21 protein-coding genes are annotated in these 21,548 nt (G+C 39.9%); 6 read left to right on the top strand and 15 right to left on the bottom strand.

Features of this window, described 5'->3' with window-relative positions; all coding sequences use genetic code 11:
- Positions 1-20: 20 nt before the first annotated feature.
- On the bottom strand, positions 21-629 hold the full coding sequence (locus AC04Q1_RS24085; RefSeq protein ID WP_478367104.1) for a ribonuclease HII: 609 nt from the start codon (positions 627-629) through the stop codon (positions 21-23).
- Between the two features lie 100 nt (positions 630-729).
- Here AC04Q1_RS24085 and AC04Q1_RS24080 point away from each other — a divergent pair, with 100 nt between their 5' ends.
- From AC04Q1_RS24080 to AC04Q1_RS24070, 3 genes are all read left to right on the top strand, one after another.
- Entirely contained in the window at positions 730-1,068 is a 339-nt protein-coding gene (locus AC04Q1_RS24080) for a TfoX/Sxy family protein (RefSeq protein ID WP_478367103.1), read from the top strand.
- 534 nt (positions 1,069-1,602) lie between these two features.
- Complete coding sequence (locus AC04Q1_RS24075; protein ID WP_478367102.1) at positions 1,603-2,235, top strand: hypothetical protein; 633 nt, start codon at positions 1,603-1,605, stop codon at positions 2,233-2,235.
- A gap of 96 nt (positions 2,236-2,331) precedes the next feature.
- A complete protein-coding gene (locus AC04Q1_RS24070; protein ID WP_478367101.1) occupies positions 2,332-2,862 on the top strand; it encodes a DUF4251 domain-containing protein in 531 nt (176 codons plus the stop codon).
- A gap of 100 nt (positions 2,863-2,962) precedes the next feature.
- Here the strand turns inward: AC04Q1_RS24070 and AC04Q1_RS24065 are convergent, their stop codons facing one another.
- From AC04Q1_RS24065 to AC04Q1_RS24010, 12 genes are all read right to left on the bottom strand, one after another.
- On the bottom strand, positions 2,963-3,988 hold the full coding sequence (locus AC04Q1_RS24065; protein ID WP_478367100.1) for a glutaminyl-peptide cyclotransferase: 1,026 nt from the start codon (positions 3,986-3,988) through the stop codon (positions 2,963-2,965).
- 34 nt (positions 3,989-4,022) lie between these two features.
- A complete protein-coding gene (locus AC04Q1_RS24060) occupies positions 4,023-4,388 on the bottom strand; it encodes a YraN family protein (RefSeq protein WP_478367099.1) in 366 nt (121 codons plus the stop codon).
- A gap of 138 nt (positions 4,389-4,526) precedes the next feature.
- Complete coding sequence (dnaG, locus tag AC04Q1_RS24055; RefSeq protein ID WP_478367098.1) at positions 4,527-6,506, bottom strand: DNA primase; 1,980 nt, start codon at positions 6,504-6,506, stop codon at positions 4,527-4,529.
- A gap of 146 nt (positions 6,507-6,652) precedes the next feature.
- Positions 6,653-6,952 carry a GIY-YIG nuclease family protein gene (locus AC04Q1_RS24050; RefSeq protein ID WP_478367097.1) on the bottom strand — a complete coding sequence of 100 codons (300 nt, stop codon included), beginning with the start codon at positions 6,950-6,952 and terminating at the stop codon, positions 6,653-6,655.
- A gap of 89 nt (positions 6,953-7,041) precedes the next feature.
- Complete coding sequence (locus AC04Q1_RS24045) at positions 7,042-7,701, bottom strand: SGNH/GDSL hydrolase family protein (protein ID WP_478367096.1); 660 nt, start codon at positions 7,699-7,701, stop codon at positions 7,042-7,044.
- Positions 7,702-7,719: 18 nt separating this feature from the next.
- Positions 7,720-9,288 (bottom strand): serine hydrolase, encoded by a 1,569-nt coding sequence (locus AC04Q1_RS24040; RefSeq protein WP_478367095.1) that lies wholly within the window; start codon positions 9,286-9,288, stop codon positions 7,720-7,722.
- A gap of 59 nt (positions 9,289-9,347) precedes the next feature.
- A complete protein-coding gene (locus AC04Q1_RS24035; protein ID WP_478367094.1) occupies positions 9,348-10,289 on the bottom strand; it encodes a hypothetical protein in 942 nt (313 codons plus the stop codon).
- An 89-nt stretch (positions 10,290-10,378) separates the two neighbouring features.
- Positions 10,379-11,563 (bottom strand): M20 metallopeptidase family protein, encoded by a 1,185-nt coding sequence (locus AC04Q1_RS24030; RefSeq protein WP_478367093.1) that lies wholly within the window; start codon positions 11,561-11,563, stop codon positions 10,379-10,381.
- Positions 11,550-11,993 (bottom strand): SPOR domain-containing protein, encoded by a 444-nt coding sequence (locus AC04Q1_RS24025; RefSeq protein WP_478367092.1) that lies wholly within the window; start codon positions 11,991-11,993, stop codon positions 11,550-11,552. Before AC04Q1_RS24025 ends, AC04Q1_RS24030 begins: the two co-directional genes overlap by 14 nt.
- Before the next feature lie 432 nt (positions 11,994-12,425).
- Positions 12,426-12,803 (bottom strand): PEGA domain-containing protein, encoded by a 378-nt coding sequence (locus tag AC04Q1_RS24020; RefSeq protein ID WP_478367091.1) that lies wholly within the window; start codon positions 12,801-12,803, stop codon positions 12,426-12,428.
- 226 nt (positions 12,804-13,029) lie between these two features.
- Positions 13,030-16,506, bottom strand: a complete 3,477-nt coding sequence (locus AC04Q1_RS24015) for a preprotein translocase subunit SecA (RefSeq protein WP_478367090.1) — start codon at positions 16,504-16,506, stop codon at positions 13,030-13,032.
- A 138-nt stretch (positions 16,507-16,644) separates the two neighbouring features.
- Positions 16,645-16,944: a hypothetical protein gene (locus AC04Q1_RS24010; RefSeq protein ID WP_478367089.1), complete on the bottom strand. Its 300-nt coding sequence runs from the start codon at positions 16,942-16,944 to the stop codon at positions 16,645-16,647.
- 299 nt (positions 16,945-17,243) lie between these two features.
- On the opposite strand from AC04Q1_RS24010, the gene AC04Q1_RS24005 reads away from it, so the two are divergent.
- From AC04Q1_RS24005 to AC04Q1_RS23995, 3 genes are all read left to right on the top strand, one after another.
- The gene (locus tag AC04Q1_RS24005; RefSeq protein WP_478367088.1) at positions 17,244-17,975 is read left to right on the top strand and encodes a dioxygenase family protein; all 732 of its coding nucleotides are present in this window, start codon (positions 17,244-17,246) and stop codon (positions 17,973-17,975) included.
- A gap of 70 nt (positions 17,976-18,045) precedes the next feature.
- A complete protein-coding gene (locus AC04Q1_RS24000) occupies positions 18,046-18,552 on the top strand; it encodes a hypothetical protein (RefSeq protein ID WP_478367087.1) in 507 nt (168 codons plus the stop codon).
- 3 nt (positions 18,553-18,555) lie between these two features.
- Entirely contained in the window at positions 18,556-19,254 is a 699-nt protein-coding gene (locus AC04Q1_RS23995; protein WP_478367086.1) for a pirin family protein, read from the top strand.
- Positions 19,255-19,492: 238 nt separating this feature from the next.
- On the opposite strand, the gene AC04Q1_RS23990 is transcribed toward AC04Q1_RS23995, so the two are convergent.
- Positions 19,493-20,446, bottom strand: coding sequence for a Smr/MutS family protein (locus AC04Q1_RS23990; RefSeq protein ID WP_478367085.1), 954 nt, complete (start codon positions 20,444-20,446; stop codon positions 19,493-19,495).
- Positions 20,447-20,549: 103 nt separating this feature from the next.
- Positions 20,550-21,470: a ribosome small subunit-dependent GTPase A gene (gene rsgA, locus AC04Q1_RS23985; protein WP_478367136.1), complete on the bottom strand. Its 921-nt coding sequence runs from the start codon at positions 21,468-21,470 to the stop codon at positions 20,550-20,552.
- Between the last annotated feature and the right edge of the window lie 78 nt (positions 21,471-21,548).

Genomic DNA, 21,548 nt, shown 5'->3' with positions numbered 1-21,548 from the left:
TGTGGTGAAAATACGAAATTTTAGGCGTTTTTTGAAAACAGTTCTAATTGGGGGTCGCTAACATTGAACGTTTTGCGGTGAAAAGGCGATAATCCGATTTCGATCACAGCCCTGCGGTGCGCAATTGTTGGATATCCTTTATTTTGCTGCCAATTGTAATGCGGGTAATCGACATGCAGATTGGTCATGAATTCATCGCGGTGTGTTTTCGCCAGTATAGATGCCGCAGCGATATTTAAATATTTGCCATCACCCTTGATGATACAGCTATGCGGAATCTGTGGATAGGTTTTGAAGCGGTTGCCATCAATTACGAGATATTGTGGCTGGGTATGTAATTTTTCGATTGCCCTATGCATGGCCAGAAATGATGCATTTAGAATATTGATGCGGTCGATTTCTTCATGATCGCAGGATGCTACCGCCCAGGCCAAAGCTTCTTGCTCGATAATTGGCCGCAATAAGGCCCTTTGCTCATGAGATAGTTGCTTTGAATCGTTTAACCCCTCTAACACGTACCCTTTTGGCAATATTACCGCTGCTGCAAAAACAGGTCCGGCGAGGCAACCTCTTCCAGCTTCATCACACCCAGCCTCTAATAACTCTTCCTGATAGCAGTTTAACAACATCTTGCAAATTTACTGAAATAGAGATACTAAGGAAATTATTTTGTTCAACATCTTTTAAACATTAATTTTAAGGATAATATAACGTGACTGATCTACGCTCATGAGATACAACGAAACCTTAGCCCTCCGTGTTGCCGAGCGCCTGATGCATATCCAGGATGTGGCAGAAAAAGAGATGTTCAGTGGCCTTGTTTTTATGGTGAACGGCAAAATGTGCCTTGGAGTTTCCAAGAACAGTATGATGGTAAGGCTCGACCCCAGTACATTAGAAAGTTTATCTCATAAAGATGGCTGGGAGCAAATGGTGATGGGCGACAGGCCAATGAAAGGTTATATTTCAGTTTCAGAAGATGTTTTGGGGCGGAATGATGAACTCGATTTTTGGGTTAATCTTGCTTTGGCCTTCAACCCAATGGCGAAAGCATCAAAAAAGAAATAAGCCAATAAATCCTGCATACATTTTTTTCGCTCTATGCGCGAAGGCATGGTAGTTTTTCGCAGGTGTTAGTGTTTTTATTGGTGCTCAAGAATGCTTGCGCATTTTGGAGCGCCAAAGTACCCAAAGCGCTTTGTCAATCCAACAAAGAGCCTCATTACACAATCCTTCGCACATCAAAAAAACAGCGGCACTTCGTTTAATCAGGTATTGTTTGTATTTTCTTTGGCCTGATTGAGCCCTTCGGGGTTTGTGTTCAATTCTTTTCAAATCTTTGATTCATTGCTTATGAACACAAAACCACTGCGTTTCAGGTTTGTTGGTGCAAATTTACCTCGACTGCACCTGTTTTTTTAATTTCCCTGGCTCTTGGGATTGACGGAGTTCTTCGGTAAAACCTATAGGTTATTAAAGTTAGCTTAGCGTAACGCCCTGGAAAATCTACCTTGCAAAGTTGTATCCACACGATAGGCTAATAATGCAAATACTAGCAAGAGCCATATTTTTTGATTAATTTTATCTTTCTAATCAAATTTTATGAATAAAGGGGCTGCTATAGCGGTATTTCTGCTATCTATTTCATTCACTGTTCTGGCTCAGGTTAAAAGAGCTGCTACATCAACAGCAATCAAAGAAGTAAATACAACACAATTAAAAACCCAGGCTCCGGAAGGGCATTACTGCGATTATTGTAAGTTAAATTACCCCGAATCGCATTTCCCCTGCATCATGAAATCCATCAAAGGCAAACTGGACGTAACTACCGGCGAGGTCAGTTTTGTTGCCGGGCAGCCCATAGGTGGTATTGTAGTTAAGGGAGGTAAAAACCCTGGGGGCAGCTCCATCAATCTGGTTACCAATCCAAATGGGGAAATAGAATTCAACAATGAAAGTTCAGGGAATTATAAATTTATCATTACTGTACCTTCAACCAACCCAAAATCAAGGGTAGCGGGTTCGCCAATCGGAGGTATAGTTGTGAAAGGTGGCAAAAATCCAGGTGGTAGTTTGATCACGGTAATCACCAACGAAAATGGAGAAATAGAACTTAACAATCTTGCTGCCGGAACCTATAAATTCACTGCTTTTGGCGCTTCTGCAACAGAGAAAAGTAATCCTTTGTATAAATCGAGCTATTCGGATAAGGTAAATCCTTTATATCAGAATTAAATTCATTAAATTTAAGTTTCCTTCCATTTTTGGCACCATTATGGAATATTTCAAGTTTGTGCATCTTTAAATTATTACACATTTAAAACACACATTATGAAACGTTTAAATTTAATATTGAGCTTTGCCCTTCTTTTGATGGGTGCTCAATCTTTTGCCCAAACCAACAAGGAAACTACCGTAAAAATTGTAGCGGATAAACACTATACTTTTGTTGCCAACACTGCCCTGCCCATGTCAAATATGGACATCAATAGAATAATGAGTACGATGCCTGGCGGGATGGGTGGTTCTGCGATAAACCTCACCGGATCGCAATATGATGTAAAGGTTACCAAAGATAGCGTTGTGGCCTACCTTCCTTATTACGGAAGATCGTATACTGCGCCGATAGACCCGAGTCAGGGTGGGATTAAATTCACCTCAAAAGATTTTACGTATACCGAATCGAAGAATAAAAAAGGGGCTTATACTATCCAGATCAACACAAAAGATGTAAAAAGGGAAAATTATCGCTTTACCATCAACATTTCGACCAGTGGTTATGCTTCACTAACAGCAAGCAGCATCAATAAACAGCCAATCATTTTTAATGGTTATTTAGATGAGCCAAAGAAACAGGATTAATTTTGTCATCCTGAGCCTGTGGATGGATTTACTTAAATTAATAGTAAGGCATTCGACAGGCTCAACGTGACGTTTCCGACATCAGGATAACCCAATGTCTTTATTTTTTAATCAACTCAATCTGAAATATATGTGGCCATTTCTTACCAGCCACAAAAAGTCTTTTCGTTGTTTTATCATAAGCAATACCGTTTAAAACATTATTCGCTTTTTCGTCTTCTGTTTTAAAGAAGTCGGCTGGCAACAATCCGGATAAATCGATCCTGCTTTCTACCGCACCCGTTTCCGGATTGATCACCAGAATTTCATTGGTTGTGTATACATTAGCATAAATCTTACCATCGATGATTTCCAATTCATTTAGATTTTGAATGGCTCCCTTGTTATCGAATACATCAATTGATCCAATTTTCTGATAGGTATCTTTATTCAGGAAAAAGATAGTGTTGGAACCATCGGTATTGTATACTTTTTGTCCATCGAAAGCCAAGCCCCAGCCTTCTCTTCCAGTGGTATAAGCAAACTCGGATAATTTCTTGAAAGTTGCCTTATCGTAAACAAAACCTACTTTCTCGCGGTAAGTCAACTGAATAATTTTGTTTCCGATTACGGTTATTCCTTCGCCAAAATATTGCTTATCTAAGTCTGCTTTCTGAAGGATTTTCCCTGTAGATGGATCTACTTTACGCAAACTCGAATGGCCGTAATCGCCGGCACTTTCATAAAAAAAGCCATCATGATATTCCAAACCTTCTACATATGAAGCCGTATCGTGAGGCAAGGTTTTAATCACTTTATAGGTATATTCTGTTGGTGCCTGAGCCGCTAAAACATTAATGTTTGAGGTTAGGTCTTCTGATTTTCCAGCACCGAATATCTTTGCCGTTAAGAGGTGATTGCCCAGTTTCAAACCAGCAGTTTTTAGCTTGATGGCCAAGGTATCGTTTTTCGAAAGCACTTTGATGGTATCGATCAAATACACTACAGAATCTACTTTTTGTTCAGTGCCAAATTGTACTTTAACATCAAATTCATTCCCTGACGGCACATTAAGACCAGTCATAGGTGAAAGAAAACTTCGGTAGGTTGTGGTAGCATCGTCTTTACAAGAGCTTACAAATGCCATTGTAATTCCGATAAATATGAAATTTTTGATTGGGTTAATCTTCAGGCCAAAACGCATCTTCAATATGTTTTAAATTATAATTTTTATTTTTTGTAAAGGTAATCGCAATAATATCAAAACGGACATCATTTTGATGGTTCATTAATTCAATATAGGCATTAGCCGCCAATTCCATCTGTATTTGTTTAGCCTTGTGCACAAAATCTTCCGGCTCGCCAAAGGCAACCGAACTCCGGGTCTTCACTTCTACAAAGATCATGATCCCGTCTTTATACACAATTAAATCTACCTCAGCCTTTCCATAGGTCCAGTTTTCATCTAAAACCTCGTATCCGTTATCTTCCAGATATAACTTCGCAATGCGTTCTCCTTCTTTACCTAAATCGTTGTGTAAGGCCATAAATAACTAAAACTGGAGTTAGATCCCAATTGCTGTTGTAATGATGTTTAGTTTCTTCACTTAAACCGCTCGTCATGCTGAATTTATTTTATTAGCCAAAAGATAAGCGATCATTCCTGGCAACTAATTATTCAGTCATTATTTAACAATCACAGAACCCAAAAACTTAGATATTTCTCTTTCCACCCCTTTTATCACCCCATAGCGCTGCATCAAAATCATTTGATTATCCTCGTCTTTTTCATCTTTTATTTCTTTCAACAGGTTCATCAATATCTTTTCTACCTTTCTTTTTTTAAGGTGAAAAATCCCGCCTAAGATCGTGGCTTTTAAATTCATCGATTCATCCTTAACATAAATGAGGTGTTTATTGAGCCAGTTCTCGCTTAGCGCATACTCTGAAGTTGAAAGCGTAATCGCAAGATCCGCAATATCCCTATCCTGATGTTTAACAAAATGGTTAGCAGTAGGTAGTCTGCCATTGTCGATTTCTGATTTATAATAATCGATAATGCGCTTACAAAGTGGGTCGTCAAATTCTACATCACTCAGATTCTGCATGATGAACGAGCCGATATACATATCATCAATTTTATCCCAGTTTACAAATTCGTGCCCAAAGGCCAGTAATAAACGAACAATTTCCTTTTCCTGAAATTCATTCTCCTCAACAGGTGCTTCATGGCCCATGGGGCCTGCGCTGTCGTCCCATAAATCATCCGGCGGACCAAGGGGCTCAGGCGCACCTGAAGAATAGGGTTTTGGACTTGACGACGGATTTGCCCGTTGATTGCTGTCGAAGTTTTTCTTAAGCTTAGCCGAACGCATTTTATTGAGTTCGCCCAACAGAATATGTTCATCGATTTCGAGCAAGCTGCTACACTCGCGGATAAAAACCGAAGCTTTGATCTGATCCGGAATTTTAGCGATACTTTCTACAATATCGCGGATAATACCTGCCCGCTTGATGGGATCGTTGCCCGCATCTTTAAGCAGCACATTCGCCTTATATAATATAAAGTCTTTTCTATTCTGCTCAAGATAGGTTTTAAATGCTCCTGCCCCCACATGGTGCATATAAGAATCAGGGTCATGGCCATCAGGGAAGGAAACGATTTTCACGTTCAGTCCTTCTTCCAAAATCATATCCAAACCCCGGAGTGAGGCTTTAATCCCTGCCGCATCGCCATCAAATAAAATGGTGATGTTCTGGGTAAAACGCCCGATCAGTTTAATCTGCTCCACCGTTAAGGAGGTACCCGAAGAGGCTACCACATTTTCTATTCCAGCCTGATGAACAGAAAGCACATCGGCATAACCTTCGGCCAGATAACAGTTGTCTAAATCGCGGATGGCTTTTTTGGCGTGGAATAAGCCATAAAGCACATTCGATTTGTGGTAAATCTCACTTTCAGGTGAGTTTACATATTTAGGAACATTTTTATCGGTTTTTAAAGTCCTGCCCCCAAAACCGATGATCCTGCCTGTAAAATTATGGATCGGAAACATTACCCGGCCACGAAAGCGGTCGTAAATTTTTCCATTATCGTTTTTGATCGATAATCCGGTGGCTTCTAAAAAATCTAATTTATGACCGGCATTGATTGCGCTTTGTGTCATCGCATCCCAAACATCGGGAGAGTAACCCACTTCGAATTTTTTCAGGATATCTTCTCTAAAGCCGCGTTCTTTAAAATAGCTTAAGCCAATTCCCCTGCCCTCGTCGGTTTCCCACAGCTGTTTAACAAAAAATGCAGCGGCATATTGCGAAACCACGTAAAGGCTTTCCTTAGCGCTTTGCGCTTCAGCATCCTGCGGACTAAGTTCGGCTTCCTCAACTTCTATATTGTATTTATTGGCTAAAAATTTAAGCGCTTCGGGATATGAATATTTTTCATGATCCATAATAAAACGCACCGAATCGCCTCCTTTACCACAACCAAAACATTTATAAATGCCTTTGGTTACGGATACGTGAAAGGAAGGTGTTTTTTCGCCGTGGAATGGGCAATTACCTATTAAACTGGTTCCGCGTTTTTTTAAGTGCACAAAATCCCCAACTACCTCCTCAATACGGGCGGTATCCATTATCTTATCTATCGTTTCGCGGTTGATCATATCCTACTGTTGTCCGTCATTGCGAGGAGGCACGACGAAGCAATCTTTTATGCTATTAATTATTTCAATTTGTTATCACTAAGCAGGAAAGATTGCCTCACTCCACCGCCCACCTTCTTCAGTTTGCAATGATGAATCGACTTGCACTACCATTCTTTCACTATTTCCCATAAATCCTTCCATTCAGGATTCATAGATTCTATTAATTTTATCTTCTTTTTTCGGCTTCCGCCTTTAATTCTCTTTTCTTCAGCAATTGCCTCCATTATTGAATCATAAGAACAAAAGTAAACAAGTTTATCAGTGTTATATCTTGCCGAAAAAGACTTTGGATGTTCCTTGTCTTTATGCTCTTTCACTCTAAACATTAAATCTGAAGTAACTCCAACATATAACGTTGTATGAGTAAAATTGGTAATAATGTAAACTGTTCCGCCTTGCTCCATTACTCTTTTAATCTATCATTAAGCAGGAAAGATTGCTTCACTCCACCGCGCAATCACCCTTCTTCAGTTCGCAATGACGAATGTTATTTCTACTTCACCAAAGGCAATAACTGATCAGCAACCAGTTTATTTCCTGTTTCGTTTAAGTGCACCCTATCAACGGTTAAAATGCCTTTTTCTTTATCTTCAGGATTATTTTTTGCCTCATAATCGGCAAATATCTTTCTTAAATCGCACACTAGAAGGTTATTTTTTGCAGCCAATTCTCTGATACCGGCAGCATATTTATTTAAATCTGCATCCAGCTCATTGGTACCATCCTTTTTCTCGCCCACCACAGAAGGCGTAACCAGCACCACTTTACTTCCAACACCCTGAATCTTATTGATCAAAGCCTGATAAAATTTTAAATACTTATCATAATCAGTTCCGGTATGAGAAGACTGTTTGTGCCAAACATCATTAATGCCCACATAAATTACTACTAAATCCGGTTTCTTGTTCAATACATCGTCTTCCAAACGCAGGTATAAATCGTAAACCTTGTTACCACCTATCCCAGCGCCGATTACGTTATACTTTGTAGAATCGAGCGATTGTTTGATCAGGGTTACATATCCGTTTTTAGAAACGCCCTGTTGGGTAATTGAATCGCCGAAAAAGATAATCCGTTTTGGTTTAAATGTCATCGAGGTTAATGCAATTAAGCAAAAGCTTAGTAAAATACTTGTTTTTAATACTGTTTTCATTCTATATCTTGGTTAGGGTTATTTTTTATCAGTCTTTTTAAATTCCAGATCCTGAAAGTCGAAACTAAAATCAGTTAACGGCGATATCGCTTCTATTTTAAATCCATCGGCTATTGCATTGTTATCCAAACTGAAATTAACAAATGCATCGGCATCCAAACTCCGATCATACCATTTTACGATATAGGTATTTCCCTTGTAATAGGTCATGTCGCCTTTTAGTTTTGGTGCGTTTTTAGCCTGAAAATGCATTTTACCATTTATTTCACTGATGGTTACATCGCCAAACCACAAATCGTGGTAAGTTCCGTAGTAACTTTTAACATCAGGTTTTGTAATAGAAAGTTTTTGTTGTGCTGCAATATCGTTCCAAACCTTACTCACCATTTCATCGGCTTGTTTTTCATTTCTAAGGCGGTTATCGTTATAGATTTTAATCCGATCCTGTCCTTTAATCCCAAGATAACCATCTTTAATCGAGTTGGTAATGGCATTAAATGCAGCGCCCGACTGTTGGTTGGTTAACACAATAATCCCCAATTTCATTTCCGGAAGAATGGTTACCTGAGTTACAATTCCCGATAAACCGCCTGTGTGCGTGGCCTGAAAATTGCCATTCACATTACTCAAAAACCAGCCTAAACCGTAGCTGCTAAAAGCAGCCGGATTACCTCCAGCAATAATGGTCTGCGGGGTCCAAAGCTCTCTGGCTACAGCAGGACTGAATAATTTCTTATCTAATGTTTCGCCGTATTTACCACCGTTGATCATCGCCATTACCCACTTGCTCATGTCGGTAACGTTCGAATAAATCCCTCCGGCTGCATTCGCAATTTCTCCAAAGCTTAAGCCTACCGGAAGCAGTTTACCTTCGTAAGGCGCATGGCCATCAATTACATTTGATTTATCTTTTAAACGGTACCACGAAGCTGCAGTTTTGGTCATTCCTAATGGTTTAATGATGCGGCTTTCTATAAAATCCTCATAAGTACCTCCCGAAACCCTTGCTACTACGTCGCCAGCCAAAATATACATCAGGTTATCGTAATCATATTTGGTACGGAAAGATGAAACTGGTTTTAAATAGCGGAGGTTGTGGATGAGCTGTTTTTTATCTACGGTTGATGAATCAGGCCAGATCATTAAATCGCCCGCCCCTAAACCTAAACCACTGCGGTGTGTAAGCAGATCGCGGATGGTAAATTCGCTGGTGACATAGGCATCGTACATTTTAAATTCCGGGATTACATCGGTCACTTTTGTATCCCAGGTGATTTTCTTTTCATCAACCAACATGCCCAAAGCTGCAGCCGTAAATGCTTTTGTATTGGATGCCACACCAAAAAGGGTATTTTCATCAACCTTTTTATTGGTTTTGATCGAACTTACACCATAACCTTTTAAATGGATTACTTTACCGTCTTTAATTACAGAAACCGCGATACCCGGAACGTTAAAAGTGCTTAATGTTTTTTCAACCACGCTATCGATCTGTTTTGAGGTGAGCACCTGTGCATGTACCTGGATGCCCAAAAACAGTAATAAGGCAAATGATATTTTAAATTTAAAGGGAGAGAAGAATTGCATATTGATCGGTTTAAATAATCGTTTAAAGATAATAAATCTTTTAGGCGATAGTCGAATCCTTATTTACCCTTTTCGAGTTTGTAATCTTTATGCACGATTAAAAAACTTGCCCGTTCTTCCTTTTTGAAGGGGTAATCCCAATTGCCCTGATAAGTGATTTTAGTCGGCAATTTATCTTCGCCAAAATAGCCCATTTCGATATTCATCTGCACATCAAAATCAAAGAGCATGTTGCTGTATTTCATATCAACATAACGCCCCAGGATATTGAAGTTGCGTTTATCAAAAATGGTGACCAGTTCTTTGATCATGATGCCATCTTTTGTCCAGCTGCTTAAATCAGGTTTTACAGAAACCTTAAAGCGATAAACCGGGATGGAATCCAGATAAGTACCACTGGTGAAACCATAGTCGTAATACTGGCGCATATTGGCTGAAAATATTTCAGTTTTACTACCAATAAAAGGCACCTTAACCGGCCTTCCAGGATTGAATATCAGTGTTTTTAGCTTGTCTTTGTAGCTCTCATTTGTTCCACCCTTTCCATCGGGTTTAGGTGCATTGGGTACGAAATCGGTGCTATAGGCATTCATAAAAATGTAGTCGAACATTTCTACAGTATACAGCTGGTATTTGCCGTTTTTCTTATAAATTTTGCCGGTATCCTGTTTTACGAGATATTCCATTTTATAAGGCCCGCTGTTGTTGTGACGGATTTTACGGTATACTTTGCCATCCACCTTATTCTTTTTATCGTAGCTGTATATCCTGTTTTCGGCAATAAAGGTATAACGTTTCATATTCCTGAACGACTGATAAAAAGAGGTATCGTACATTACTTTTTTAATGAAAGTCTCTACGTTCAACTTTTCGGCCTTAATGTTTACCGTAGAATCGAGCGTAATGGTTTTAATCGTATCCGGATTGAAACGGTTGATTTCCTGAGCAAAACCTGTATACAAGAGCGATGTTAACAGTAAAAACAAAAAGACTTTTTTCATGCAGATTGGATAATGTTTGATGGACGATGTGAGATGGAAAATGGATAATGGAAGAAACGCTCCTCTCATCCATTTTATTTGTTTACATTTTAGTTTCCTAGTTGTTTTAATGCAATATAAGCCATCAGTCCTGTTGATATTTTTAATGCATCTTCATCAACATCAAATCTTGGGGTATGCACCGAATATTGTGTGTCTTTAGCCGCATTCCCGGTACCTAAACGGTAAAAACAGGCATCGGTTACCTGCGAGTAGAAAGAAAAATCTTCCGCAGCCATCCAGATATCTAAATCAACTACGTTTTCTTTACCTAAAAAGTCTTCGGCAAAAGCCCTTGCATTGGCGGTTAATTTTTCTTCGTTGATTAAAAACGGATAACCTCTGTGGATATCGAAATCGCAACTTCCGCCCATGCTTTCGGCCATTCCTTCGGCCATTTTTTTCATGCGTTTGTGTGCCTCATCTCTCCAGTTTTCATCCAGGGTTCTGAATGTACCTTCGATTTTTACTTCATTGGGAATAATATTGGTTGCACCGTTGGCGATCACTTTACCAAAAGATAAAACCGATGGTAAACGTGGGTCGGCATTGCGGCTAACGATCTGTTGTAAGGCGATGATAATATGTGATGCGATTACAACAGGATCGATGTTCTGATGGGGCTGTGCACCATGCCCGCCTTTTCCGGTTACGGTAACATACAATTCATCAGTTGAAGCCATATAAATCCCCGAACGGAAACCTACTTTACCGGCATCAATCATAGGCATTACATGCTGTCCGACGATGTGCTGCGGTTTTGGGTTTTCGAGCACACCCTCTTTAATCATAATGCTGGCGCCACCGGGCAATAATTCTTCGGCTGGCTGGAAGATCAGTTTTATGGTTCCACCGAAATCATCTTTCATTTGATTTAAGATGTTTGCCGTACCTAAAAGTGAAGAAGTGTGTACATCATGTCCGCAGGCATGCATTACACCATGATTTTTAGAACGGTAAGGTTTATCATTGGCTTCGTGAATGGGTAAAGCATCCATATCGGCACGTAAAGCAATCACTTTATCAGAAGGGAGATTTCCTTTGATTAAACCCACTACACCTGTATTGGCGCAATCGGTATATTCTATTCCCCATTTTTTTAATTTATCCTTGATGAATAAAGAAGTTTCAAATTCTTTAAAAGACAGTTCAGGGTTGGCATGGATATGTTGACGATAGCCTACCACTTCGTCGAAAATGTTGGCGGCTAATTCTTGTACTTTATTTTTGATCATTGTTTGTCGTGGTATCTAAAGTTGGTGCATTAATTTTTTCCCTGAAAATAAACAGTGTCGGGAAAGCTGGTCTGAGTTCGTTGATTAATCGCTGCGCCTCTAATCGGCTCCTAAAATCGCCCACCCGAACATAATAATTGGGTTCTTTATAAGTGAGATAGGTATTCAATTGCGGGTAAAGCCCTTTAAACCTGGCCTGTTCGTTAAAAACCTCACGCCGGTCTGAGCCATAAAAAATCTGTACCCGGTAACCGTAGGCCGAAACAATGGGTTTACCTGGTTTTACTTCTCCCGAGGTTTTATAAACTTCGAGGCGTTTAGCAATTAAGCTATCAATTAAAGGATCTTTTATTACCGTTACCTCCCCTTTTTGTGCAAAAGCAGTCGTAAAAAGAAACAAACAACCTATAAAAGTGAATATTATTTTCATGTGTATTAACCCTGGCATTTAGTGAGGAGGTGAATAAAATATCACCTCGTTTCTTCTTAACAACAAGAATGCCGAAATCGTTGCAAAAATCGGCATTCTTTATGGGTTAAGCAAATCGTTATTATTTTGGAGTTTTTTTTTGTTCGTCATTTCGAGCGGCCGCCAACAAAGTTGAGATTTTTTAAATAGGTGATCGACTAATGTTAATTGAAAGATTTCTGAAGTATGGCCAAAATCAGTTTTTGAAAGATTTCTCCATTCCGCTGCCGATTAAACCTGTGAAACAAGCAAGCATACTAAGGTAAATAACAACAAATGCTTAAATCGGTACGCTCCAGTCGAAATGACGATAGTTTATGTGATGACATCAATAAAGAAAGCCAGATTCCTTTCGAAACCTGGCTTTTAGCATGATAAGCATTAAGCAGATGCCTAATTTGCTTTTTTAGGCTCTAAAGTAAATTCATATACTTTTGGATCATATTTCATTATCGCACCGGTAGCAGCATCAATAGCAAAACCAAATACACCAATAACGTTTAATATGGCAACAGGATTGAATGTAGTCTGGGGCTGGAATGTTTTGGTTTCGTAACCATCAAGCTTTAAACTGATGGTTTGTCCGGTAAACCCCTTTTTTAAGGGAACGGCCATTGGCGTCACTCCGGTTTTGACGCCATCTACTTCAATAGCTGCGGCAGGTGGGTTTGAATTGATCTGAACAGTTTGGGTAGTTCCGGTAAAAATGGTGGCGCAGCTCGATAGCAGCAGTGTCGCTGAAACAGCGGCAACGTTAAAAATCCTTTTCATTTGTGTGTGTGTTGTGTGTGTTCCTACTCTTATGGCTTTTCAGTTCCGCCCCGTTTTTTATGGTTTCTGGACTCCATTTTTAAGTTTAATAGTCATTAAGAAATTGCCTACCAATTTCTTAGTGACTGTGACTAAATATAGGAGTTAATTTGTAAATTAAAAATTTAGTTATAAAAAAAGCCCCGGCAATAAATGTCGGGGCTCGATAAGTTAAGATAGGTATTGATTATAAATTCGCGCCGTGGCAGTTTTTAAATTTTTTACCACTACCACATGGACAAGGTTCATTTCTACCTACAGTTGCTTCCTTCCGGATTGGCTGTTGCGGAACGGCCTCACGCGTATCTCCAAACTCGATACCAGGTTCTTCTCTGCCAAACTCTTGTTTAGTGGTTTGCAGCTTTGGCTGTTTAACCGGAGCTGGTGCTTCTCTAACCTGATCAGGCTCTTGTTGTACCGGAATACCACCTTTATATAAGAAACTCACCACTTCTTTATTTACCGCATTAAGCATGTTTTTAAATAAGTTAAAAGCTTCCATTTTATAAATTACCAATGGATCTTTTTGTTCGTAAACCGCATTTTGTACGGATTGCTTCAAATCATCCATTTCGCGTAAATGTTCTTTCCAGCTATCATCGATTAAGGCTAAAACAATGGTTTTTTCGAACGAACGCACCACTTCTTTTCCTTTGTTGTCGATGGCTTTCTTTAAATCAACCGCCACCTGGATACCACGGATACCATCGGTAAAGGGAACCACGATCTGCTCGATATGCTCGCCGCGTTCTTCATACACCTGAGTTAAAACCGGTAATGACTGTTGAATAATTGCTTCCGATTTACGTGCATAAAATGCTTCTGCTTCTTCAAATAACCTTTCTGTTAACTGAGGAATACTGGTTGAGGTAAATTCTTTGTCGGTAATAGCGGTGTCTAACGAGAAGTTTTTGATCACTTCCAACTTAAAACCATCGTAATTTCCTTCTTGTTTATATTCGCTTACGATATCTTCGGCAACGTCGAATACCATATTGTTCATATCCACATCTAAACGTTCGCCAAATAAAGCGTTTTTACGTTTAGCATAAATTACCGTACGTTGTGAGTTCATCACATCATCGTACTCCAACAAACGTTTACGGATACCAAAGTTGTTTTCTTCTACTTTCTTCTGTGCACGTTCGATAGATTTGGTAATCATCGAGTGTTGGATCACTTCACCATCTTCGATTCCCATACGTACCATGATGCCAGAAATACGCTCTGAACCAAATAAACGCATTAAGTTATCTTCTAAGGAAACGAAGAACTGAGATGAACCCGGATCACCCTGACGACCTGCACGACCACGTAACTGCCTGTCTACACGACGAGATTCGTGACGCTCGGTACCCACGATCGCCAAACCACCGGCTTCTTTAACACCTGCACCCAATTTAATATCGGTACCACGACCAGCCATGTTGGTGGCAATGGTTACGGTTCCGGCCTGACCAGCTTCGGCAACGATATCGGCCTCTTTCTGGTGCATTTTAGCGTTCAATACATTGTGTTTAATTCCACGAAGTTTAAGCATACGGCTTAATAATTCTGAAATCTCTACAGATGTTGTACCCACCAATACCGGGCGGCCAGCTTGCGGCTCCAATTGTCCGGTTTGCGGATTAACCGCAGGGATTAAAGCGCCTTTAGCATCTAGCTTAGGTACCGCTCTTCCTGTTGGATCGTATTTAACCACCGGTTTACCATCCTTTTGCTTCACATTGCCTTCTTTGTCTGTTTCATATTCTGTTTCGTAATGAGAATATGGAAAAACAAGGTATTGTATCTCTGCTGCAACAGCGTTATATTTTTCGCGAACGGTACGGTAAACATAATCCTGTTCATCAATCCTTGAAATATTTCTGTTGGTTGGAATCTCTACCACATCTAATTTATAGATCGACCAAAACTCGCCAGCTTCTGTAGTTGCAGTACCCGTCATACCGCAAAGTTTGTGGTACATACGGAAGTAATTTTGCAAGGTTACCGTTGCATAAGTTTGGGTAGCATCTTCAACCTTTACATTCTCTTTAGCCTCAATGGCCTGGTGCAAACCATCAGAGTAACGGCGGCCATCCATAATACGGCCAGTCTGCTCATCAACAATTTTAATTTTCCCTTCATCGATGATGTATTCTACATCAATTTCGAATAAAGTATAGGCTTTTAACAATTGGTTTACCGAATGGATACGCTCTGCCTTAACAGAATAATCGCGCATTAAAGCATCTTTCTGAACAACCTTTTCTTCCAGAGGCATATCAGATTTCTCTAAGTCTGCTACTTCAGTACCCACATCTGGCAATACGAAGAAGTGAGGGTCTTCACCCGATTGGGTAATCAGTTCGATCCCTTTTTCGGTTAATTCAACCTGGTTGTTTTTCTCGTCGATATAGAAATACAATTCAGAATCTACCTTAGGCATATTCTTAGATTGATCTGCCATGTAATGATTCTCTGTTTTCAACAATAAACCGCGAACACCGCTTTCACTTAAAAACTTAATTAAGGCTTTATTTTTTGGCAAACCACGGTAAGCGCGTAACAAGGCCAAGCCACCTTCACCCTCTTCAGTTCCGCTGTTGCCTGCATTGATTAACTTTTTGGCTTCGTTTAAAGCTTGCGTTACATATGCCTTTTGTGCATTAACCAAACGTTCGATACGTGGTTTTAATTCATAAAACTCATGTTCATCACCCCGGGGAATCGGACCAGAAATGATTAAAGGGGTACGGGCATCATCAATTAAAACTGAATCGACCTCATCCACCATAGCAAAGTGCAATTTACGCTGCACCAATTGATCAGGTGTTTGCGACATGTTGTCACGCAGGTAATCAAAACCGAACTCATTATTGGTTCCGTAGGTAATATCTGCGGCATAAGCTTTTCTTCTTTCCTCCGAATTTGGCTCATGTTTATCGATACAATCAACAGTTAAGCCATGAAATTCAAATAATGGACCATTCCACTCACTATCCCTTCGGGCCAGGTAATCATTCACCGTTACGATGTGTACACCTTGTCCGGCCAATGCATTTAAATAAGCGGGTAAGGTACTTACCAGGGTTTTACCCTCACCGGTAGCCATCTCTGCAATTTTACCACTGTGTAAAACAATACCACCAATTAACTGTACATCGTAATGTACCATGTTCCAGGCTACTTCGGTTCCTGCAGCATCCCACTTATTGGCCCATTGTGCTTTATCGCCAACAATTTTAACATTGCTTTTTCTTGCAGCGTAGTCCCTGTCGAACTGGGTTGCGGTAACTTCTAAATAATCGTTCTCGCTTAAACGGCGTGAAGTTTCTTTAATCACGGCAAAAGCTTCCGGAAGGATTTCCAAAAGTACTTTTTCCAATTCTGCATCGCGGTCTTTGCCTAAAGCATCAACCTGATCGTAGATAGCCGTTTTTTGATGAAGATCTAAATCTTCGCTCTCTGCATCAGCTTTTAGAGCTGAAATTTTCCCGTCAATATCGGTCAAAAAAGCAGAAATCCTTTCTTTAAATTCTATGGTTTTACCACGTAGTTCATCGTTGTTCAGGGCCGACAGTTTACTGTAGTGCTCGTTAATTTTTACAACCAATGGCTGGATAGCCTTTATATCTCTTTCTGATTTACTTCCGAAAACCTTCGCTAAAAATCCTAACATTATATTATTTTAAATCGTATTTATATTAAAAAATGGTGTGTCACAACAACCAAGCCATTGTCTTTCTTAAGTCAGTTTGGCAGTTGCTGGTATAAATGGGGGGCAATCTTATAAAGATTAATTTTTAAATAAAGATAACTAGGGACTGTTATTCTTCGGTTTTTTCCTGATTGTTAAATCTGCGATAACCTGATTTACACATACATATTTTTCAACTTTTAACTGAGGCTGAATCCCAATTAAAGCCAGTTTGGTATAAGATAACAGGTATGGATTACGATGTTCGTTAAGCTGATTAGAACTTTGATCAGCTGCATTAACATTGATTTTGTACTCTTTACAATATTCGTTTAATATCCTTAGCCCTTCAACACGTTCGGCTTTTGCCAAATGTGTTAAGCTAAAAAATACAAGCGATATGGTAACAAAGTGTTTCATTAATAGCGGCAAAGCTAGTTTTAATCTTTTATAAAAAGAAATTACAGCTTAGCAAAAAGTGTACCTCAATTTTTTAGTTCTGCATTTTATATTACTGTATTCCAATTCTATTTTACTGAACCCCCGATTCTATTTTATCGCATCTGCATTCAATACTAATGCTAACAGCGCCTTGCTCATCTCCCCTTACTTCATCATTTATCCCGTTCACCGTTCCAACCCGAGCGTTTGTCGACACATTTGTTACAATAAGTCCTATTTCATGCAACTTTAATCCAACGAAACAAAACGCATTGACTATGGAAAGAAAAAATTTCATCAGAAGCTTAATGATCGGGGCCATCTCCACCCCTGTAATTATTGAGGCCTGCAAAAAAAGCAGCATCACCGATGGATCAAACACATCGGGTTCGGGCACGGCCGGAACAACAGCCAGCACCAATGGCACCTGTACTTTAGCACCAACTGAAACAGAAGGACCTTTCCCTACAAAAGTACCGGCATCGTATGTGCGCAGCGATATTACCGATGGGCGTTCAGGCTATAAAATGACCGCTAAAATTACCATTGGCAACTTAAACAACAGCTGTGCGGGTTTGGCAGGCGCGATTGTAGATATATGGCATTGTGATGCAGAAGGAAACTACTCTGAATATGGAGGAAGCGGCATGCAAAACATCAATTATCAATCTGTACACTTTTTACGTGGTCGCCAAACAACCGATGCAAACGGCCTGGTCACCTTTACCACAATTTTTCCAGGCTGGTATAGCGGCCGTGCAACGCATATCCATGTGCATGTTTATAATGCAGCCGGAACATCGTTAATGGTTACACAAATTGCTTTCCCTGAAGGTGCCGGAACATCGGTTGCATTGGTAAACGGTTACAGTAAAGGTTTAACTGGCTACACCTATAATAATGCCGACAATGTTTTTAGTGATGATAAAGCGGGCGTAGAAATTGCAACCGTAACCGGAACATTGACCGCTGGTTTTGAGCTTACTTTTAAAGTGAATGTAAAAGCGTAGTTTATCCTTATAATTGTTTTATTTTCATAAAGACGTTAGGAATTCTTAACGTCTTTTTTAATTTTATACCATGTCGAAAAAAGTAATTACGCTGTGTTACCGGAAAATAATTGATGCCACCAATATCAGCGAATGGGATAAGTTTGTACATGAAGATAGTTTTGCAGAGTTTAAGATGCAGGCCCAGTTTTATAATCAGGAACAGCGGTATTCTACTTTTGCCGAAATACTACTGAATGCTCCGGAAGCAGAAAAACTTCATTTTTTGGTGAGCGCAGCCATTACAGGTTATTTACGCCAGTTAAATGGTATTATCCCCGATATACTGGACAATTTGGGGAGGCGCTTTTTAGCTTTTGAAAATTTTAAGTTCGAACTGATCAACTCAGATATCAACGATATCGAAAAACACAAAGTGGCGGTCAATTTCTTTTCGAAACCACTTATTTGGCACGATACCATTGATAATTTTATTTTGGTTTCGCAATTTAAAGAAACGGATGAAGCGGAAATTTTTACCAACCTTTTTCAGATACAGCCTTTTGTAAGTATCCACGCGATAAAAAACATTGATTAAAAGATGGAACTCAACCCTGGAAAAATATTTTTGGCCGATCAACGCGGATTAACGGAAACGTCGGTGTTGCGGCGGTATAGCACTTTTAATTTTGAGAAATATTACAATGAGCATAAAGAACCTTTTGGCAATTTATTCTTATGTAATGATGATTCGGTTGCTGGCGGAAAAGTTACCTTTTTTCTTTGTAAAGAAGATTCCTTCCAGCTATTTATGCCCATTACCGGCGGAATTGATATTGTTGCCAATGGTAAAGAATTTGCTATAGAAAGTGGCCAGATACAGGTTTTGAATATGGGCAAGGGCGAGGTGCTGGAAATCAGCAACCCTTACCAAAATGATATCATTAATTATATCCAGCTTGGCATCAAAACCGATATGTTTTTAATGCGGGCAAGTGAGATGCTTTTTGGTTTCGACTTTGAAAAAAACCAGAACCAGCTGCTTGAAATTATTGCGAGCCCTAAATTACCTTTTAAGTTAAGTGCGGGTATTTTTGCCGGTCGCGAAGAAGCTGTTTATAAAATGCAAAGCCCAAACCATCAGCTTTATACTTTTATTATCGATGGCGCTTTCGAAATTGAAGGCCGTTTAATGCATGCAAGAGATGGTTTGGCCCTCTGGGATGTTGAGCAGGTAGCACTGGAGGCCTTGAGTAATCATGCTATTGTGTTGGTTTTGGAAATGACTCCAACCATTTGAATATCTTTGGATTTTTCCCCGCAGATTTTAGAAAATGATCGCAGAATAAGCCCACAGTAAGGTATAATGCATATTAAAAAGGTGATTCAGTGTAAGATGTTACCATCTTACACCACAACAAATTCTGGACGCGGTGAAGATTCTTTAATTACCGGATAGATTCTGAAACCGGTTCAGAATGACGGATTGAATGAAAAAGACTTTTAACCCTTATCCGTCTTCCATCTCACATCCTCCATTATTTAAACACCACTTCTGTAGCCCCGTAGCCAAACTTCTCTTTTCTGGCATCCATGTAGGTTTTTACATGTGGATTTTTACTGATTAGTTTATGGATTTTATCCCTTAAGGTACCGTTACCCGAACCGTGGATAAAAACGATCTTATCGAAATGATGCACAACTGCAGCATCCATTGCCGTTTGAAAATGATTGATCTGGATCTGCAGCATTTCATCGGCTTCTAAAAAATGATGGTCGTCCCTTAGCTTTTCGATATGCAAATCAATTTCCTTTTGGGGAGCCGCAACCGTTTTTTTCTCCTCAGTTGATCTGAAAAAACTTTCCTTTAATTTTTGAGGATCAATGCTTACCGGAACCAGATCATCCAAACGGATCAACCAGCCTTTGTTTCTCAATTGAGGCAACTCCTTTTGTTCGGTACTAAAATCTTTTGCCCTGAATTTCTTACGGATTATCAAAGGATCGATTGGCTTAACATCAGCCTTACTGAACACCAAAACCTGAAAGTTAAATTCTGGCCAAAGATCAAGATCAGCCAAAGAAGCCGAATAAACCAAGGTTGAAGCATAAGCTTCGATTATACCATGAAAAGCACCAGCATATTTTTCCTTTCGCTCAGTGGTTAAGCTCATCAATAAAATATTTGGCGAATGATTCTGCAAATGGAAATGCACCACATTACCGGCCTTTTCGTCTGTAGCAACGGCAAGGTAAATGCCATTTTCAATTTTGCTTATACCGGGGATATTTACCTGGATGGGTTTAGGCGCATCGAGTTCTTCCGCTACTACACCATGGCCATGCACAGAAGTTAAATTACTTACCGCAACAGGAATTTCGAAACCATCCTCATCAGTAACCCCTAAAGTTTGCGTATCGATAATCTTCGTCACATAACCCTCCCGTTTTTCATCAACAAAACGCACAAAATCTCCAAGTTTAAACTTCATAGCTGCTAAATCCCCTAAAAGGGAATCTCCATATTATTTAGTAATCGTTATAAATTTATTCAAATTTCATCTCGCCTTTCAGCTCCCCTTTCGGGGCCGGGGGTTAATGCCTCGTATCGTTTCCGTGATAAATACTCAGGTAACTTTCATATCTCGAAACGGCAATTTCACCATTGTTTACCGCTGCCATAACAGCACAACCTGGTTCGTTCACATGCCTGCAATTATTAAAACGGCAATCGTGTGAAGTTTTAAAGATCTCCCTAAAAAAATGGCCGAGTTCTTCTTTTTCGATGTCGATAACACCCAGCTCTCTAATACCGGGCGAATCTACGATAAAACCGCCCTGAGGCAATTCGAACATCTCGGCAAAGGTAGTGGTATGTTGCCCTTTATCGCTCCAATCGGATACTTCGCCGGTTCTTAAATCACGATCAGGCAATAATGCATTGATCAAACTCGATTTCCCTACACCCGAGTGCCCCGATATCAATGTAATTTTATCGGTAATCAATTCCTGGATCACCGGGATGTTGATCCCCTTTAAAGCCGAAACTTCGTAACAGGCATAGCCGATATTTTCATAGATGTCTTTAAACTCCTGTAGAATTTCTAAACCCTCTTTACTAAACAGATCGAGTTTATTAAACACCAAAACCGCAGGGACATCGTAAGCTTCGGCGGTTACCAAAAACCGGTCGATAAAACCTAAGGAAGTACGGGGTGAAGCCAGTGTAACTACCAGCATGGCCATATCCAGATTAGCGGCCAGTATCTGTGCCTGTTTGCTCAGGTTGATCGATTTGCGGATGATGTAGTTTTTACGGGGCAACATTTCGTTGATCAAGCCCTGGTTGCTATCCCGTTCCAGATCAAATTTCACCCGGTCGCCAACCGCAATCGGGTTGGTGGTTTTAAGTCCTTTAATCCTGAATTTCCCAACAATCCGGCAATCGTAGCGCTCGCCATTATCGGCCAAAACACTATACCAGCTCCCTGTAGATTTAATAACTAATCCCTGCATATTTGCGGTAAAGGTATGAATATGATTCCATTGGTAGAAGTGGCCAGTGTGGATAAAAGTTTGTGCATTTACAATGGA

It is taken from the genome of Pedobacter humicola (assembly GCF_056490705.1).
Note: the sequence above shows the minus strand (reverse complement) of the source record. Positions and strands in the feature narration are given on the sequence as shown.